Here is a 15852-nt window from a genome sequence, read left to right as displayed (position 1 = left end):
ACGCGGGCCTCACCAAGGTGCGCACGCAGATCGACCAGACGTTGACATCCCTGGGCGACCTGATGAACGCCAGCCCGGAGCGGCTCCGGCCGTCCTTCAGCAAGTACAGCAAGGACGTCGACAGGCTGCGAGCCGACGCCGTGCAGACGAAGAAGCGATTTAAGAGCATGAAGACGAAGAGAAACGGCTACCTCGTGGCGTGGGAGAAGGAGGCGGGCCAGGTGCGCGACCCGGAGCTCCGGCAGGTCGGCGAGGCCCGTCGCTCGGACGTGAAGGCGAACCTGGATAGAGTGGTCGAGTCGCTGACGGTCGCGAACGAGACGTTCGACCCGTTCCTGAACAACCTCGGCGACGTCCAGAAGGTCCTCGGCAACGACCTCACTCCCGCGGGTCAGTTGCTCGTCGCGAACACCGCGGTCGTCCAGGGTGCCAACGACAAGGGAGCCCGGGTGGCACAGAGCATCGACGTCGCGCTCGCGGCGCTCTCGAACGTCTCGGGTCAGCTCTCCCCTCGGGCGCGATGAAGTAGCGTCCCTCACGGTGACGGACCCGCCCGCGATAAGAGGCGGCACGGGCCTCGGTGCTCGAGGGGAAGCGGCGCTCAGGGCGGGAGCCGAGAGGCGCGCACGATGAACCAGTTTGGCGCGTGCCCGACCCATTCGAAGAGGTCCAGCGAGGGCCATGTTACCGCATGCATCGCCAGATTCACGCGCTTCTACGTTGCCGCTAACAATGAGTCACAAGCGCGATCAAAATGATGATAGGGATGGGGACGCCGAGGAGCAGAAGTAAAATAGACCGCATGGCAAGCCTCCTTTTTTAGAATCAGAAATGGTCAAACACCGGGGCCGAGCGCGGCTTTGGCAAACAGCCGGATCGATCAACACGCCCGGGACAGAGGAAAGGCTCAGCCCATTTCCGCCGCCCGCGCCGGAGAATCTGAAACGTCCGAAGCTGCATTAGCCGCTAAATAATTACGACGTGATCTCTTTGCCTACCCCCAATGGTCGCGGCGAAACTCGCGCAAAACGCGCCAATCAACAGAGCAACGAATACCCACAACAATGCATGCGCTATCGCTTTGCGGGCAGTATCCGCAGCTTGTTGAGCCCCCACAAAAACATCAGACACCCGTTTCTCAGCATCGGTTTGGCTAAGTCCCGTTCTTGCAGCTACTAGCTGGGCTAGATAGCTCTTGTCTGCCGCCCAAAGATTCGCCTGGCGTAGAGATTTCGCAAAGATGCGGACGACCTCGCCGTGCACCGAGGCACGGTTCGAGTCTGGCTTCACACTGTCCGAACGGAACAAGGTGTCTACAAAATACCCGTTGGAATCGAGATCCCGGCCGTCCGCCTGTGCCGTTGCGATCCCGGCCCCGCCTGCAGCAGATGATGCCGCTCCACCCACCATGTAGGTGGCGGCGGACGTCAAGAAAGCTGCCGTGACTACGAGGGCCACCGCCCACGCCAGAAACCCGTGCGCGGTATCACGGAAATACACTTCGTCCGTGTGAATATTGGCCCATTTCGTGCGCAGACGGCCTGCCAGATAGCCAGCTATAGACGAGCTCATGACTTGCATAAGAATCACCCACACGATGGCTGCCGTACTGATCGTCGACGCCGATGCGCCGACGTTCGACCATGGCGAAACCGAGGACAAACCAAGCCCCGCGCCCAACGCAAGCAGAATAAGCGACAGCGCGGCGGCCACAAATGCGCCTCCAATCACTGCAGCCCAAGACACACCGGACGAGTGTGCCTCATTCCTGCCTGAAGTCTCGGCAAGGCCGGTTTGAGAGCGGGTGGCTGATGATGAAAGTATTGGTTGTTCCATGTGATGTCCCTCCTTCGCGCCTTCTTTCTGGATCTGATTCTTACGGGTGGCCAGCTCACCCGGCCGACAGGCGCTTCATCAGAGGCGCGCCATCGCAGTCTCAGCGCAGACCGAAGCGCGTCGTGGCGGTTCAGAACTCGCCGACCGGCGGGTGATCTCGATGTCTTCCTTGACGAAACAGACCGAGCGGCGCCACAGACGCGCCGCTCGGTCCCCCGGTCACTTTTCCGGCTTCGGTGGCTGCGGCTTCGGTGGCTGTGGCTTTGGTGGCTGTGGCTTTGGTGGCTGTGGCTCCATGGCTGCTCCTCCTTTCTCCGCTCTGCGTTTGGTGAGCGGCTGCGTGCTTCAACTGCCAGATGTGCTTAGGCTCCTTTGGCGGACGCCTCTCCGGTGTAGGAGATGTCCGTGGCACCCTCGCGCTTGAATATCTCCTTGGCTTTAGCCACTTCCTTGCCGTCGTCGGTATGGGCGGAAATGAGCATGTTGCCCTTGCGAATCTTGCCCTCGTACTGCTTGGCTTCGTACTCGGGGATCCCCAGACCAACGAGCGCACCGGTGATACCACCGGCCGCCGCACCGACGGCTGCACCGGCCAGCGCCGCCATGATCGGACCTGCAGCGATGAATGGACCGACGCCGGGAATCGCGAGCGCACCGATTCCAACCAGCCAGCCCAACCCGCCGCCCAGCACGCCGCCCGTTCCCGCTCCAGCCGCAGCGCCTTCGGGTGCCTTCGTGTGCTGCTCGTGGGCGAAGTCCCGAGTGCCCGTCTTGTCCGCAAACAGCACCGAAATGTCGTTTCCGGAGAATCCTGCCGCTTTGAGTTGGTTCGCGATCCGCTCAACCTGGGGCTCGCTCGACGCAATGCACAATACTGATTTCTTCGACATGATGATTCCTTCCTCCCGTCTTGCAAAGCAGACAGGATCTTTGGCAAGCTTAGTCGCTCGCGATCTCGATCTGGTTATCGACGCGCGTGACACCCGCGGCGTGCTGTGCCTTCGCGCCGATGTTTGCCTTCTCCTCAGCGCTCTTGACTGGGCCGCGCAGGGTCACCACTCCGTTTGCCGTGATGATCTTGACGTTGTGAGCGTTCGTGGAGAGGTCCTTGTCGGCCATGACCGCCTTGCGAATCTCCTGCGTGATGTTGAGATCGGCTTGGGTGTTCGACTGATCCCCGGAGGTCACCGCCGCATCCTGACGATCGCGAACGTTCTTGCCCGAGTTGTCCGCCGGGTCGCCCTGGGCGCGAGCGGAAGCGACCGATACGGCCAGCCCCCCGGCAAACAGCATTACTGCGGCTAGTTTCTTCATATCTGCCTCCCTGAGTGCGAGGGCGCACTCTGTTGGGGCGGCGGACTTGCACCTTTGTCGCCGCCGCGTTGCGGTCCGTTGCCCGCCTCCATCTACGCCCCGAGCGCACGCTGTCGGTCGTCGCCAAGCTTCTCGGCGGCCTTGAACATCTCTTGTTCTTCTTCCTCGACGTGATGCTCCATGAGCTCTTCGAGCACGGTCATTTTGGCTTCGCAGCGTTCGTCTTCCGGATTGAGGCGCGGAATCTACGAGCCGCTCGTCGAAACCGCCCGAGCGACATTCGCCAGGGCTGCTGCATTTGTACAAGGTCAGGGCACCTGCCGTAAGCTCGGACTACTACGCGCGTCGTTCTACGCGCGTAGTTCTGCGCGCATAATCTTACGCTCTGACGCTGCCGGTAGGGATCGGCTATCCTCGTTATCAAGGAGGACACTTTATGTACTACGGATCCAGCGCCGGTGGCATCATCCTACTGATCGTTGTCGTCCTGCTTTTGACGGGTCGACTGTAGTTCCTGTGCGGGCGCCCGGATGTCCATGCTGAGTCTCTGGACGCCCACGACCCCTTGCACTGCCGCTGTCACTCTCGACCCGTCGTGCTGTTCACACCTTCGACAGTCCCGAACTAGCCGGGCCGTTGATGGCGTGACCGTCGTGCGACACGTCTCGCCTCCCGCGATGGGGCCATCGTCTAAAACGATCACCGACTTGCCTTCGCGCGTCAGCACGTAGGCAGTCGTCATACCGGCGATTCCCGCCCCGATGATGCACACGTCCGCGCGCGCATTTATCGTGAGCGGCAATTGCGCCGGCACTTCCGCCGTCGCCATCCACACGGAAACGCTCCGCCCCGAATCAGTCTTCATGGTCATGTCCTCACTGTTTCAATGTGTGCTGCCCTGGCTGTGTTGGTAGGTCTCAGTCCCGGCCACGACCCAGGAATCTGTGGCGGCAAGCTAACCACCGAACGGCGCAACACCCGAACAACCTGACTCGTAGTAGGCATCGAACCACGGAGCGATCGTGCTCAGGACGTCAGTCCAGATCGGCCGTGCCCGGCCGCATTCTGCACCACGATTGTACCGATTCTTTGAGGTTCGCGCGGACGCGCCCCCGGGGGAGAGCGCAGCGGATATGCAATCCGACGGCCATCGCTGCGATCTCGCCATCCCGTCTTCGCGTGGTGGGATGGCGATGTCGGACCGCGACCGGTTGCCAAGCAGTCTTGGCAAGCACCGATCAGACCACGATCGTACCTACGTTTGCGCCCCTTGGGCTCGCCTTCGCTGCGCCCTTCTTGACCACGACCTTCGCTTTGGCGACGGCTCGACGGACGGTCTGCGCACTGCGGCCTGTTGCCGGACCGTTTCCGAATCGGGCCGGTTTCGGTGCATGGGGGGTCTGACCGCTCTGTGAGCGCCGCTTCGTCTTCGCGTGAACTACCTGTTTCGGGCTCGGGATGCGGCGTTTGGGCGCCGACTTGGCACTGCGCCGCGCGGGCGGCTTGGCGGACTCGGCGCCCGTCAGTGCGTCGTATGCCATGGTGACGAAGCTCTTGGCCTGACGCAGGGTGTCGCGCAGCAGATAGGGATGTGCGGGAGTGAGTTCTCGCCTGCGCCTGGCCATCTGACCACCCAGGTACTCGAGTCTTTCCTCGCCAAGCTGATCCCGGGCGCCCGGTAGCATATCGCGTTCTTCTTCCCGAATATGGTGTTCGACGTGTTCAGCCAGCATCTTGAAGGTCGCACCGTAGTTCTCGGCCTCCGATGACATGACGTTCAGCTTATCGATGATGGTCTGCACGACGTGGTGTTCCTTGACCGCCGCACGCACGAGATCCTGTCCCTTCGCGTCGCCCGTCATTTGGACCGCGGGATAGAAGAGCTGTTCCTCCAGTTGGCTATGGATCTCGATCTCGGTGCACACCTTACGCGCAATCTCCTGGCGCTCGCGAAAGGCACGATCACCCGCTGTCTCGAATTCACGAAAGAGCTTTTCTACTTTCCGGTGGTTACTTTTGAGCATACTAATTGCGTTCATCGATACTCCATTGTCTCGGCTAGCCGACAGGCGCCCGCCGTCTTTTTTCGTGCACTCGGAGTTCTGCGTGGAAGAGCCGACGGCCTCGAGCGTCTGTGGGGAAGCGATACTTCTCAACGCACCGGACGGCGCCGTCGAGGACAGCCGTCATGAGCCGGTGCTTTGGGGCGAGCCTTTTGGGAGGTTTGAAGTGCTGCGCCGGCAAAATCATGTGCGGCTGGAGCAGGTCAATTGGAACTCCCGTCAGATGCCGATCCGGGTCCATCGCCATACTTGCTTGTACAGGAAGGCATCGCATCGCCGTAAGCTCGGAATACTACGCGCGTGGTTCTACGCGCGGGGTCACGGGCGGAGCACAATGAAGGGATCGACGGAGGTCGTCGTCTCGCTCGGAGGTCGAATCATCCCAAGGAACGTTCCCCAGTACGAGGCAAAGGCGCAGCTTTCAGAGTGGAAACGTCGCGGTTCGCGCCAGTCCATGCTGAGCACATCCGCCGACCCCAGGCGCACCGCTCGCAGTGTCATCTGTCCCGCGAGAAGCTGCGGAGCCTCCTCACGTCCAAGCGTATACCCTACCATTTCGGCACGGTCGCCCTGTCGAGGGTCTACGATCGCCCGTACGATCAGTTCCGGGTCAGCGACGAATCCCAGATAGACCTCTCTATTCGAAGCTGATGCCTTCTCCGCGCGCTCAACACTCACCGCCGCTTGCGAGGCGAAACTGCTCCAGATAACCACTACGTCGGTCGCGCACACCTCGCCGCCGCCACCGAACGCAACACCCCGGTAGACACAGAATGTGGCTGCCGGCATGTCGCCACCGAAGTGATACGGACAGCTTACCGGAGTGGTGTCGGCACGGTGACTCTGCGGCTCCGCCAACGCGGCGGCCACGACTCCGCCCAGTCTCGCCAGCCATGCTGGCGCCCGTTCCTCGGCGAGAACGCCTGCCTGAGCGGAACTCGTGGTGATCGCCAACGCCGCAAGTACCAGGAGGGCTGCGCCCAGCGTCCTTTCAGCGCGACCGCTCCCCGTTGGGTCGCTATGCGGTGCCCTCCCAAGAATTTGACTCCCGCGCAACATGTTCCCAATCACAAGCGCTCGGCCGGTTTCTCGTATCACTCATCCTACTGACAGGCGCTACCGAGGTTGCGCCACTCACCGTCCTCGCAAAGGAAGGTGATGCCAGACTTGCAGATCGTGGACTGCGTGGCGACGGTTGCGCCGTTGTACATACAAGTGCGCCCCTCTGGCGCCATGCGCGCCGCGCCGTCGCTGCCACCGGTGCACGCGACTGCGAGGCTCCTCCACGCGCCGTCATCACACCGGTACTGGGTGCCCGATTGGCAGCTGGCTGAACCGTCGGAATACGAGTTTCCATTGAGGTCACAGCCCTTGCCGGCCACCGGTGGATTCTCAGCGCAGGCGGTTCCCCACCCCTTCCACTGTCCGTCGTCACACCGATACTGGGTTCCCGACTGGCAGGCCGTTGAGCCGTGTGAATATGTGGAGTCCTTGTACCTGCAGCCGTCCTTGCCAAAGGCCGATGAAAATGGCCGAGGACGAAGGTCACACCCGGCAATGAAGAGGGCGCTCACGGCGAGGAGCGCAGCCATTCTTTCAACCATTTGTTTCTCCTTTTCCATCCATCCGACTAGGCGGTTCCGATAGGCACGGCTTGCTGAAACCACCGAGACAAGACTCGCTGCAGCCGCCACAACCATTCTTCTTATACAGGAGGACGCAGCGACGTCGTAAGCTCGGACTACTACGCGCGTGGTTCTACGGGTGGCTTGGTGTCATAGCGCAGCCGGCCGGAGCTGTGACTAAGGAGAGGGCTGAGGCGCTAAAAGTTCAGCCGCCCGGTCAGCAACAGGATGATCACGATGATGAGGATAATGCCGCCGATCCCGGATGGTCCGTACCCGTAGTTATGGTAGCCCCAGTTGGGCAAGCCACCGAAGACGAGGAGCAGCAAGACAATCAGAACTAGCAGTGACATAGTGGTCTCCTTTGTGCCGGTTCAGGCGCTGGGTGGCTTGGCTGGCGCGGCGGGCTGTGGTGCCTGCGCGCGCAGATGTTCGCCAATCTCGCCGACCTTCTCGGCAATGTCGTGGCGGATCTCCTGACCGGCTTTAGGCGCGAACAACAGCGCCAACCCGGCGCCCAGGATCATGCCGGTGCCGAAGATGGCGAAGGCCGTGAGCATGTCCCCGGTCGGGGAGCTCCGCGCCTCGAGACCGACCGCGCTGGCGATGTCTTCTTTCGACGGCAGTGCCCGCAAAATGTCCTCAATCTTCATGATCGCTCCTTTCCTGCTCCCACACGTTCTCAGGAGCTTTTGTTCTGAACGGACGCGGAAGCGCCCGGCAACAACCGGGCAGCAAGCTCGCGTGCGGCCAGAGCCATAGCCAATCTCGTCGCGGCGCCGAGCAACACGGCGGTCAACCGTGAACGGAGACCCCCGCCCAGAACGAAACCCACCCCGGCCGCCACTCCCAAGGTGCTGTACGGTCGCCGGTGCACCTGCTCTGTGACGTAGCGTTCCAAGTCATCGGCCGCGTCCTGCACGGCAGCGGCAAGCGCGTGCACGTCGTGGTGGATTTGTCGACCGTGGTCACCGAGTGAGCCCTGCCCCTGGCGTTCTGTTCCGCTCGGCGCGCCGTTTGGTCCGTTCGAATGCTTCGCATCACTCATGGCGCTTACCTCATTGCGCGAGAGACGAGGCGGGCGACCAGATAGCCGACGCCGACAGCCGCCAGCACCGCCACGACCGGCCGCTGTCTGATCAAGGTGCGGGCGTCTTCCTCAAGGTCCGTCACCCTGGAGCGGACTGCAGCGATGTTTGGTTGCCCCTGCTCCGCGCGCCGCGGCAACGGCGGCTCCTCCACGATCTGATCTGTGATCATCATGCTCTCCTTTGTCCGGCCACGTGGGCCGGAGCGCCGAGACTACCCAGCCACACGCCGACGAGAAATGCGCCAATCGCCCACGTCAGCGGGAACTTCTTGATGTGCTCGCTCACGTCGAGTGTGGACCCGGCCGCACCCGTGAGCTCGTGCACGGCGACGCGCACCTCTTCCTGGTCCCGCTCGATCCCTTGCAGGAGGTCCTCACGCTGTTCGGCGAAGTCGGTCTTGTCCACGGCCAGTGCTTTCCTTCGGGCGAATGCAATGCGATCTTGCCGTTACGGTCCCTCGGTTGTGCTGGACACATTGCCGTTCGCGCGTGCCGGTGTCTGTGGCCGACCGCGCATGGCAAGCGCGACGAGCCCAAACGCACCTCCTGCGTTGAGCAACCCGAAGACGGCCAAACGAAGGACCGGGTTGGCGTTTGGGGTAACCAACAGGACCAGGCATGCCGCCACCGCGAACCACGCTCCAGCCGCCAAGACCATGCCAAAGGCGACCAATGCAGCGCGTTGGAGAGTGTGTGAGAGCAGATCTTGCCCCTCGAGCAGCGCCAAATCGATCCGCTTGGTGATCACGCCTTGACTACCGGCCACCAAATGCTCGAGCGATGACGATACGGACGGTTCGCCGGCGGGGCTGTGCCAGCCAGCAATGTCCCCCTGGGTTGGGTGTGCTTCTGCAAGTGCCATGATTCACCTCGCTCGATCGCGCTCCACTCTGCCAGGTTAGTCCGTGACGCGCGGATCGTCCTGCGCCGAGCAGACGCCCAGCGTCGACCGCGCCACGACTGCGGCCTCGATGCACCGCATCCCACCGCCGCTTCGGTGGGCCGCTGTTCCAGTTTTCAACTCAGCCGAGCCTCACCCTCATGCGAACAAACCTTTGACCCAATCACAAAAGTTTCCCACCATCTCAATAACGTCCTCCACCATCTGCTTGATGTTCCCGACAGCCTGGTCGGCCAGACCCTTCCGCTTCAGCTTCGCATTGCCGCTCAGTGCCCCCGCAGCTTCCTTCACGCGTCCCTTCAGTTTATCCGACTTGCCACTGGCCATGGTCGAGCCTCCTTATCCTGCAGGTCTTGCGAACAACTCCTGCCGATCTTGCAAGCAACGGCTGTGCCCGAATTAGGCTTCCTCATGCGCAACGTGCCCCGGCACCATTCGGTCTCCCGGCTTTCTCGCCGCTGAAAATCGTTTGCACCGATGGAGGTGCGGCCCCGCACCTTCGGCCGCTTTTACGCGCTCCGAGCCGCTGGATCTGACGACAACTCACCGCAGAGCGAAGGGTGCTCTGTGGTCGAGAAGGGATGCTTCCACGTGAAAGCGCCTCGGGTTGGTGCGATTTCTCGATTGACACGAGTATCTCGTTTCTATTGACACGCCACCGGCAGCCCCGGCAGAGGTGTCGATCTACATCTTCATTTTCATCTTCTTGCCCCGACTGCCCTGGTGCATTTTGGACATCGCATCGAGGTGTGTGAGGACGTTGGACGCTAAGGTGGAGACTTTCTTCGGGTCGGGCGTGGCCGACTGGACTTCCTGCTCCAGCGCCGTAAGCTGGTCGTTCAGTTGGTTCTGATGCGGTTCCATCTGCTGCATCTTGCCCTTCATCTTGGCCTGCATCTCCACGCTCATCGTCTGCATGCATGCCTGATGATGCTGTTTCATCTGGTCGAAACTGCGCCGCATCTCCGCCACCGCAGCGCGGGCGAATTCGAGGTCGACGGAGCTGGCTCCCACAGTTTGCTCGTGCAGGGCCTTGGCGAAGGTAGTCAGGTTGCGGTGGTAGGCCATCGCCAGGACATGGTGTGGCTCATGGGCCATCTCCATTGACATGGTTGAATGGCCTTTGTGCTCTGCGGCTGTAGCGATTGCACCGAAGGCTCCGAGCGACAGAGCCATTAAGATCATCAAAATGGCTTTTGTTGTCTTCATCTTACTCCCCCTTTTACAGTCTGTGAGTTGGCTCGGCGGGCGTCGCCGTGCACCACCCGGGCAAGGTTCGTTGTGACCGCCATATCCATCCTTATACAAAAGGCGCGGCGACGCCGTAAGCTCGGAGTATTACGCGCGTGGTTCTACGCGTGTCGCTCTTGCCGCCGGCGGGCTGCACGAGTACAGCGTTGATCCTTGTTGCGGGACAAGCGGGGCGGTGGCGACCGGGCGATCGAGAAGGCGCTTGGAGAAGGAACGCAAGGAAGGGTCGCGATATGATCGTACCGCTCCCAGACCCCTGACCAGCAGAAATCGCTCTCGCCCCGCGGGCGGAAGGGCTATTCCCTAGAGCGGAAATTTTGCTAGTAAGTGCAAGTGACGAGGTGTCTCGGGTGGCAGTGAGCAAACAGCGATTTCGTAGGTCAGGCGATGTACGCCCGTACGACGGGAGGTCCATGGTGCGCACAGCTGTCGGCCCGTTTGTGCTCGTGGCAGCCGCTTTCCTTTTGCTGCTGGAGTCGCCGACCGTCTCAGCGCAGGCTGACACGGCGGGGGTGTGGATCCTCGTGGTCAAAGAGCATGGGGTCGGCAGCCCAACCATGGTGCAGCCCTACCTCGACCGCTTCGTCGCCATTGCGGCTGAACAGAATGGTTGGGCCGATGCCAAGGGACAGTACTACAACAACCGCAGTGCCGCCGAGGCATTCATCCAGGCGCACCAGCCGCACTACGGCATCTTCTCGCTGCCGGCCTTTCTGGCCCTGCGGGCGAAGTACAAGCTCGAGGTGATCGGACAAGTGGCGGTGTCGCTGGCCGGGGGCCGGCAGTACTATCTGATCAGCAAGGGCGCGGCGGATCTCGCCGGCTGTAAAGGGAAGACCGTGGTGAGCGACCACATGGATGACACGCGCTTCATCGAGCGCGTCGTGGCGGGGGGGAGATTCACGTTGGCCGACTTCACCGTCGTCCAGACCCAGCGTCCGTTGCAGACGATCAAGAAGGTGATCAACGGCGAGGCAGCCTGCGCGCTGGTCGACGACGCGCAGCTCGCGGAGCTGCCGCATCTCGAAGGGGCCGCCGGGCTGCGCACCGTGTGGCAGAGCGCGGAGTTGCCGCCGATGGTCGTGACTGCGTTCCCGACGGCGCTGGCAGCCGAGCGACAGCGCTTCCAGGAGCATCTTGCCAACCTGTGCGACAAGGAGGGACAGAGCGCCTGCGCTGAGGTGGGCATTGTGTCGCTCAAAGCCGCCAGCGCCACTGACTACGCAGCGGTCGTCGCCGCATACGGGAAATAGCGGTCCCCTGATATGCGTACGGGTCGTTTCATCGATGGCTGGCCGGCGCTGCTGGCTGTCGCGTGCCTTTGCCTCAGCTCGGCGTGTGCCACGCGGAAGGGCGCCGTCCATCCCGAGCTCAGCGCGGCGGGCGATCGGCAAGACGCGCTCGCACTATCGGACGGGCTCGAAGCCTTGATCGCCGCTGGCCAGGATACACCCGCCGATCGTCAATACGCCTACGACGTCGTGCGGGTGCACGAGGAGGATACCGCCCCATCTCTGTTCGCGCGGGCCGCGGTAACGGGCCGACTGGTGCAACAGAAGGGTCTCCTGGCCGCGCATCTTGTCCCGGAGATCGAGCGCGGCGTCCGGCGGAGCCGGGATCTCGATCCAGAGTTTCGCGGCGGGGCGGCAACGCGGCTGCTCGGCACCTTGTATGTCATGGCCCCCGCCGTGTTGCTCCAGCATGGCGACTCCGAGGTCGGCCTCCAACTGCTCGAGGGCTTGGTGCAGACACACCCGGAGGGGCTCGAGAATCACCTGCGTCTAGCGGAGGCCTACATTGCCCTGGGTGACCCAACTCCCGCCGGCCCCCACCTCTGCCGCTGTCTTGCCGACAAGGCGGCCCTCCGCCTTGATGACCAGACACTCCTCCAGCAGCTCATTGACGAAGCCGGGTTGCCACCGTGCGCGCCGACAACGATCGCTCCGCCGTGACCGGTCGTGCCCCAGCGTGCAATGGCGCGGGCTTCGCGACGGCCCTCTACGGAGCCTGGCGGTCCGCGTCCGGCCGGGCGCGGAACAGGATCCACAGCGCGGCTGGGAGTGCCGTGAAATCCGCCAGCATCGAGAGCACAAAGGCGAGCGCCGCGAGGATCCCGAACTGCCGTATCGGCGGCAGGTCGCTGAGCCCAAAGGCGAGAAAGCCACCGGCGTTGATGAGCGTCGCGAAGACGATCGCCCGCCCGGCAATGCGCAACGTGTGCCGCAGCGACTCCTCGACCGTGCCGTCCTGCCGCTTCTCGAGGAAGTGATAGAAGAAATGGATCTGATCGTTCTCGGACGTGCCGAGCACCGTCGAGGCGATCAGGATCGTCGCGATGTTGAGCCGCATGCCAAGCAGGCGCATGACCAGGAACATCACAAGGATCGCGAAGATCGACGGAATCATGGCCATCAGCCGCGCCGTGCCGTTGCGGAAGACGAGCAGAAACGCCGCGAAGATGACGCCCACCGTCAGCGCAAAGCTCTCGACCAGCGTGGGCACCAGGTTCTGCGCCATCTTCGCGTGGAGCGGGTTCAACCCGACCGTCTTCAGCTCGAACTCGCGCAGCGCTGGATGGGCCGTCACCGCGTCCTGCCAATGGCGGCGAATGGAGGCGTCGAGCCGCTCGAACCCCTCGTACTCTGCGGTGCGCGTGATCACCGTCACTTGTGTCTGCGCCAGCGCGTGTGGCTGCACGAAACTTTGCAGCATCGGCTCGGTCGCCATCAGGCCTTCGAGGTCGCCGGCCAACTGCCCGACCACCTCGGGGTCGTCGGGCCAGCGGTCGCCCGCGCCCGCGATGTAGCGGAACATGCGCAAGATCGTCGTGAGGTCGATGGCCGCACCCACATCCGGGTCGCTCTCGAGCCCTTGCTGAAAACTGTGGAGGCCCGTCAGCACGGCCGGCTCGGAGACACTGCCGAGAGGGCCCTTGAGCCACACCTGCGTGATCGAGAGGCCGGGGATGATCGGCTGCAGACGCCTGATGTCCTGGTACAGCGGCGAGGCATGATCCATATACTCGACCGGATCGGTGAGCACCGGCACCCGCCCGACGAGACCGGGTGCGCCGAACAGGGCGACCGCACCGAGCGCGGTCAGCACCAGCGACGTGACGACGAGGAGCCAGCGCCAGCGGTAGGTGAAGCGCGGCAACCACGTGGCGAAGCCAATGAGCCATGCACCGGCCATACCCCGCTCCTGCTCGGTGGGTGTCTGCAGCAGCTTCTGCAACGCCGGAAAGAGGGTGAACACGATGACCCAGGTGAAGACTAGTCCGACGGCGACCCAGAGCCCCATCTCGTGAATGGGCCGGATGTTGGACACCATCAACGCCGCGAAGCCCGCCGCCGTCGCGAAGATCGATGCGGTGCACGCGACGAACTTGTTGGTCAAGGCGAACACTTGATGCGCGTCGACTGACCAGCCGGCTGGCCGCTCCACGAAGCGCGAATGGATGTACACCAAGGTCGCCGTCGCCGTCACCAGAATCGTCATCGGCACCATGGGTGAGACGATCGTCAGCGTGCCGCCGGTCGCCCCGATGTAGCCCACCGCCGCCGCCAAGCAGACCCCGAGGGTGATCAGGAACGCCGCGAGCGTGCGCAGCGAGCGGTACAGCACGAGGTTGAAGACGACGACGAACCCGCCGAACAGCACGAGATACCGCCAGGCCGAGCGCAGGGTGTCGTCGAGGTAGACGTTGACGTACGGTTGACCCAGCTTGTGCAGGGTCTGCAGCGAGGCGGGGCTCGGCGTGGATTGGTCGATCGCCCGGTCGATGGCCGCGAGCGTGTGCTCGCGCTCCTCGCTGCCATGCACGTCGAGCATGAGCCCGATGGCCAGCGAGTGGTCGCCCACCAACCCCTGCTTGCGAAAGATGTCGGTGCCCGTCGCGAACTGCCGGAATGCTTCCACCTGGGCGGCCCTGGGCTCGAACCCGGCCTTGGCACGCCGGAACACCGAGAGGGCGGAGTTGGCGGTGACATGCGGGACCGTGCGCAGCGCGCGCTCGATGCCATCGATCCGCTCGATCACTGCCGGAGATAGCGGATCATCGGCCTCCACCAAGAGGAGCGCAAACTCACCCGCGCCGAACACTTTCTCGAAGTCGCGGGTGGCGATGTAGTCCGGGTCGCTCGCGGTGATGAGCCGATCGAGGGAATTGTCTTGGCGGACCTGCGCGGCGAAATACGCGCTGGGGAGCAACAGCAGCGCATAGCAGGCCAGGACGTACCACCGCCGCGCGATGATGAAGGCGAAAATTCGCGACAGCCCTCCCATCTGCATGCGCTCGTTTGGCAGCTTTCTATAAGTAGAACCGTACCAGTCAAGCGAACTGCGCAGGAGAAACGGCGCGACCCGAGCTCGCTCCCGCGCGTCGCGCCTTCAAGTGGGACGCCGATGGTGCCATGCAGTCACGGCGCCATCGGCGTCCGCTACCAGTGCTCACCGAGCCGGCTGCGCGCTGGCAACGAGTCGATTCACTGTTGCCCCTTCACCCGCATATCATTCTTGACGGATTTCACACCCTTGACGCTGCGTGCAACTTCGACCGCCTTGTTGATGTCGGCCTGAGAACTGACGAAACCGCTTAACTGCACCGTGCCTTTGAAGGTTTCGACGTTGATCTCGCTCGATTTCAGCGAAGGTTCGTTAAAGACCACCGCCTTCACTTTGGTAGTAATGACAGAGTCGTCAACATACTCCCCGGTTCCCTCATGCTTTGCCGTCGCGGCGCATCCCAGGAGAGAAACGAGCAGGACGGCGACCGAGAAGGTAGCGAACCGATTGAATAGTCTCATGGCAATTCTCCTTCAGTTGGGGGCTGCCCCGGCGGCACCGGAGGGAATTTCGGTGAATGCCGCCGGGGTGTGTGTGAAGCAGTGCGGTCACTCGACGCGCAATTCCACACGTCTGTTCTGGGCTCGTCCGTCTTCAGTGTCGTTGGACGCCACCGGGCGTGATTCGCCGAACCCTTCGGTAGTAATGCGGTTGGCTGGAATCCCGTGTTTCACCAAATATTGCCGCACCGCACCGGCGCGGCGGTGCGACAACTTCTGATTGTAGGCGTCGGTCCCGACGCTGTCCGTGTGGCCTTCGACAATCACTGCGATGCCGCCTTCGGCTTTGAGTGTCTCAGCCGCCTCATTCAAGACCGGGACGGCATCGGGCCGGATGGCCGACTTATCGAAATCGAAGTGGACGCTGCGCAGGACGATTTTCTTCTTTGCCGGCCGTGGTGGCGGCGCGGGCGCCTGCGCGACTGGCGCAGGTGGGGGCGCTGGTACCGGCGCTACCGCTGGCCCGTTGAAGGCGTATTTCAAGCCGACTCCGAACGTCGCCCAGCGCGCGTCTGCCGGACCTTGTTCATCGGCGACCTGCCCGACCAGGAATGTCGGACGCGGGGACATGTAGGCGCGGTTCCAGCGACCGAAGAGGCCCAGCGCGACCTGGGGCGTCAGATTGAAGTCGATGCCGCCACCGACTGAGAAGCCCGGTGCCGTGTGATTGAGGCGTCCGCTCAGACCGGTGAAGACACCACCCTGACCGGTGCCGTACAGCTCCACGAACTCGCCCAGCGGCAAGGACAGCCGCGGCCCGATGGTGCCCCCCAACAGCGTGGTGGTGCGGTTCTCATGCGCGAAGCCGCGGTGGTCGTTGTCCGGGACCTGGAAGGTGGTGTGGATCTGGCCCTGCAGCCCGAGATAGTCATTGAACATGTAGCCGGCATACGGATTGGCGGTAGCGCCCTCGTGGACGTGCGCCCGA

General features: G+C 62.8%; 20 protein-coding genes. 3 read left to right on the top strand and 17 right to left on the bottom strand.

Annotated elements, in window-relative coordinates:
- Positions 1-524: DUF2959 family protein (locus VF515_22355; GenBank protein HEX7410371.1), on the top strand; the 524-nt coding region annotated here is incomplete at its 5' end.
- A gap of 442 nt (positions 525-966) precedes the next feature.
- On the opposite strand, the gene VF515_22350 is transcribed toward VF515_22355, so the two are convergent.
- The 14 genes from VF515_22350 to VF515_22285 form a co-directional block, all read right to left on the bottom strand.
- Positions 967-1836: a hypothetical protein gene (locus VF515_22350; GenBank protein ID HEX7410370.1), complete on the bottom strand. Its 870-nt coding sequence runs from the start codon at positions 1834-1836 to the stop codon at positions 967-969.
- A gap of 362 nt (positions 1837-2198) precedes the next feature.
- Entirely contained in the window at positions 2199-2726 is a 528-nt protein-coding gene (locus VF515_22345) for a hypothetical protein (GenBank protein ID HEX7410369.1), read from the bottom strand.
- A 49-nt stretch (positions 2727-2775) separates the two neighbouring features.
- Entirely contained in the window at positions 2776-3150 is a 375-nt protein-coding gene (locus VF515_22340) for a BON domain-containing protein (GenBank protein HEX7410368.1), read from the bottom strand.
- Between the two features lie 469 nt (positions 3151-3619).
- On the bottom strand, positions 3620-4015 hold the full coding sequence (locus tag VF515_22335) for an FAD-dependent oxidoreductase (GenBank protein ID HEX7410367.1): 396 nt from the start codon (positions 4013-4015) through the stop codon (positions 3620-3622).
- Between the two features lie 373 nt (positions 4016-4388).
- Positions 4389-5189, bottom strand: a complete 801-nt coding sequence (locus VF515_22330; protein ID HEX7410366.1) for a hemerythrin domain-containing protein — start codon at positions 5187-5189, stop codon at positions 4389-4391.
- 342 nt (positions 5190-5531) lie between these two features.
- Entirely contained in the window at positions 5532-6167 is a 636-nt protein-coding gene (locus tag VF515_22325) for a hypothetical protein (GenBank protein ID HEX7410365.1), read from the bottom strand.
- 868 nt (positions 6168-7035) lie between these two features.
- The gene (locus tag VF515_22320; GenBank protein ID HEX7410364.1) at positions 7036-7191 is read right to left on the bottom strand and encodes a DUF3309 family protein; all 156 of its coding nucleotides are present in this window, start codon (positions 7189-7191) and stop codon (positions 7036-7038) included.
- Positions 7192-7212: 21 nt separating this feature from the next.
- Positions 7213-7491, bottom strand: a complete 279-nt coding sequence (locus VF515_22315) for a YtxH domain-containing protein (GenBank protein HEX7410363.1) — start codon at positions 7489-7491, stop codon at positions 7213-7215.
- A 29-nt stretch (positions 7492-7520) separates the two neighbouring features.
- A complete protein-coding gene (locus VF515_22310) occupies positions 7521-7886 on the bottom strand; it encodes a hypothetical protein (GenBank protein HEX7410362.1) in 366 nt (121 codons plus the stop codon).
- 5 nt (positions 7887-7891) lie between these two features.
- Positions 7892-8101, bottom strand: coding sequence for a hypothetical protein (locus tag VF515_22305; GenBank protein ID HEX7410361.1), 210 nt, complete (start codon positions 8099-8101; stop codon positions 7892-7894).
- On the bottom strand, positions 8098-8334 hold the full coding sequence (locus VF515_22300) for a hypothetical protein (protein ID HEX7410360.1): 237 nt from the start codon (positions 8332-8334) through the stop codon (positions 8098-8100). Before VF515_22300 ends, VF515_22305 begins: the two co-directional genes overlap by 4 nt.
- A 42-nt stretch (positions 8335-8376) precedes the next feature.
- Positions 8377-8790 carry a phage holin family protein gene (locus VF515_22295; protein ID HEX7410359.1) on the bottom strand — a complete coding sequence of 138 codons (414 nt, stop codon included), beginning with the start codon at positions 8788-8790 and terminating at the stop codon, positions 8377-8379.
- 177 nt (positions 8791-8967) lie between these two features.
- Positions 8968-9156 carry a CsbD family protein gene (locus VF515_22290; GenBank protein ID HEX7410358.1) on the bottom strand — a complete coding sequence of 63 codons (189 nt, stop codon included), beginning with the start codon at positions 9154-9156 and terminating at the stop codon, positions 8968-8970.
- 357 nt (positions 9157-9513) lie between these two features.
- The gene (locus VF515_22285; protein ID HEX7410357.1) at positions 9514-10038 is read right to left on the bottom strand and encodes a hypothetical protein; all 525 of its coding nucleotides are present in this window, start codon (positions 10036-10038) and stop codon (positions 9514-9516) included.
- A gap of 455 nt (positions 10039-10493) precedes the next feature.
- Between VF515_22285 and VF515_22280 the strand changes: the two genes are divergently transcribed.
- Together VF515_22280 and VF515_22275 are read left to right on the top strand one after the other, a co-directional pair.
- On the top strand, positions 10494-11333 hold the full coding sequence (locus VF515_22280; GenBank protein ID HEX7410356.1) for a PhnD/SsuA/transferrin family substrate-binding protein: 840 nt from the start codon (positions 10494-10496) through the stop codon (positions 11331-11333).
- A gap of 12 nt (positions 11334-11345) precedes the next feature.
- Positions 11346-12032: a hypothetical protein gene (locus tag VF515_22275; protein ID HEX7410355.1), complete on the top strand. Its 687-nt coding sequence runs from the start codon at positions 11346-11348 to the stop codon at positions 12030-12032.
- 46 nt (positions 12033-12078) lie between these two features.
- Here the strand turns inward: VF515_22275 and VF515_22270 are convergent, their stop codons facing one another.
- The 3 genes from VF515_22270 to VF515_22260 all read right to left on the bottom strand — a co-directional run.
- Entirely contained in the window at positions 12079-14370 is a 2292-nt protein-coding gene (locus VF515_22270) for an MMPL family transporter (GenBank protein ID HEX7410354.1), read from the bottom strand.
- A 194-nt stretch (positions 14371-14564) separates the two neighbouring features.
- Positions 14565-14885, bottom strand: coding sequence for a BON domain-containing protein (locus VF515_22265; GenBank protein ID HEX7410353.1), 321 nt, complete (start codon positions 14883-14885; stop codon positions 14565-14567).
- Between the two features lie 87 nt (positions 14886-14972).
- A partial coding sequence (locus VF515_22260) for an OmpA family protein (protein HEX7410352.1) occupies positions 14973-15852 on the bottom strand: 880 nt, incomplete at its 5' end.

Source organism: Candidatus Binatia bacterium (assembly GCA_036382395.1).
Lineage (GTDB): Bacteria > Desulfobacterota > Binatia > HRBIN30 > HRBIN30 > JAGDMS01.
The sequence above is the reverse complement of the archived record's forward strand: the minus strand, read 5'-3'. Positions and strand labels throughout refer to the sequence as shown.

Bases quoted from the DNA above. Each gene is read 5' to 3' on its own strand.
- VF515_22350 (HEX7410370.1), bottom strand. From the start codon at position 1,836: ATGGAACAACCAATACTTTCATCATCAGCCACCCGCTCTCAAACCGGC.
- VF515_22345 (HEX7410369.1), bottom strand. From the start codon at position 2,726: ATGTCGAAGAAATCAGTATTGTGCATTGCGTCGAGCGAGCCCCAGGTT.
- VF515_22340 (HEX7410368.1), bottom strand. From the start codon at position 3,150: ATGAAGAAACTAGCCGCAGTAATGCTGTTTGCCGGGGGGCTGGCCGTA.
- VF515_22335 (HEX7410367.1), bottom strand. From the start codon at position 4,015: ATGAAGACTGATTCGGGGCGGAGCGTTTCCGTGTGGATGGCGACGGCG.
- VF515_22330 (HEX7410366.1), bottom strand. From the start codon at position 5,189: ATGAACGCAATTAGTATGCTCAAAAGTAACCACCGGAAAGTAGAAAAG.
- VF515_22320 (HEX7410364.1), bottom strand. From the start codon at position 7,191: ATGTCACTGCTAGTTCTGATTGTCTTGCTGCTCCTCGTCTTCGGTGGC.
- VF515_22315 (HEX7410363.1), bottom strand. From the start codon at position 7,491: ATGAAGATTGAGGACATTTTGCGGGCACTGCCGTCGAAAGAAGACATC.
- VF515_22310 (HEX7410362.1), bottom strand. From the start codon at position 7,886: ATGAGTGATGCGAAGCATTCGAACGGACCAAACGGCGCGCCGAGCGGA.
- VF515_22305 (HEX7410361.1), bottom strand. From the start codon at position 8,101: ATGATGATCACAGATCAGATCGTGGAGGAGCCGCCGTTGCCGCGGCGC.
- VF515_22295 (HEX7410359.1), bottom strand. From the start codon at position 8,790: ATGGCACTTGCAGAAGCACACCCAACCCAGGGGGACATTGCTGGCTGG.
- VF515_22290 (HEX7410358.1), bottom strand. From the start codon at position 9,156: ATGGCCAGTGGCAAGTCGGATAAACTGAAGGGACGCGTGAAGGAAGCT.
- VF515_22285 (HEX7410357.1), bottom strand. From the start codon at position 10,038: ATGAAGACAACAAAAGCCATTTTGATGATCTTAATGGCTCTGTCGCTC.
- VF515_22280 (HEX7410356.1), top strand. From the start codon at position 10,494: ATGGTGCGCACAGCTGTCGGCCCGTTTGTGCTCGTGGCAGCCGCTTTC.
- VF515_22275 (HEX7410355.1), top strand. From the start codon at position 11,346: ATGCGTACGGGTCGTTTCATCGATGGCTGGCCGGCGCTGCTGGCTGTC.
- VF515_22270 (HEX7410354.1), bottom strand. From the start codon at position 14,370: ATGCAGATGGGAGGGCTGTCGCGAATTTTCGCCTTCATCATCGCGCGG.
- VF515_22265 (HEX7410353.1), bottom strand. From the start codon at position 14,885: ATGAGACTATTCAATCGGTTCGCTACCTTCTCGGTCGCCGTCCTGCTC.